1 protein-coding gene is annotated in these 538 nt (G+C 45.2%); it reads right to left on the reverse strand.

The window, feature by feature from the left end:
• Positions 1-517, reverse strand: a 517-nt coding sequence (locus ACS8FC_RS20390) for a DUF21 domain-containing protein (protein WP_439298124.1), incomplete at its 3' end; no start/stop codon positions are given.
• Positions 518-538: the final 21 nt, after the last annotated feature.

Raw genomic sequence — 538 nt, forward strand, 5'->3', positions numbered from 1 at the left:
AGAATAAGATAGCCAACGGCATAATGGCAGAAAATAGCCGAAACGAAGCACTACCAAACACAATCGTAGCCTGAGCACCCGCTCCGATAGAGCCAAGTGTATGGGCAACGGTATTCAACGTTAAAATAGCGGCCAACGATTGATCAATATTATCGACTTTTAATCGTCTTAGCATATTTGCTTTTTTTGGATTCGTTTCTTGCACATCCGCAATATAGGATGGTGTCATGCTCAGTAATGCGGCCTCTGATAAAGAGCACACAAATGAGATGCCGATAGCAACAGCCACAAAAAATATCAATAATGCTACGCTAAGTGCGGTTGGTGCTGCTACAGCAGTTGGTGTTGCTACAGCACCAGCTGCCCACACTGCCTGCGGTAGCAGAAGAATTGCCAATGCAGATAGTGCTGACAAAGAAGTATAACCAAATCGAGAACTAGTAGTCATTCTCGGGGGAGGTTCTGCAGATGCGTCTTTACGATGAGCACGCGGACGACATAAACGAGGTACAAACATAAACGTGGTGAACAAGTTAGG

It is taken from the genome of Psychrobacter sp. 1Y4 (genome assembly GCF_051847555.1).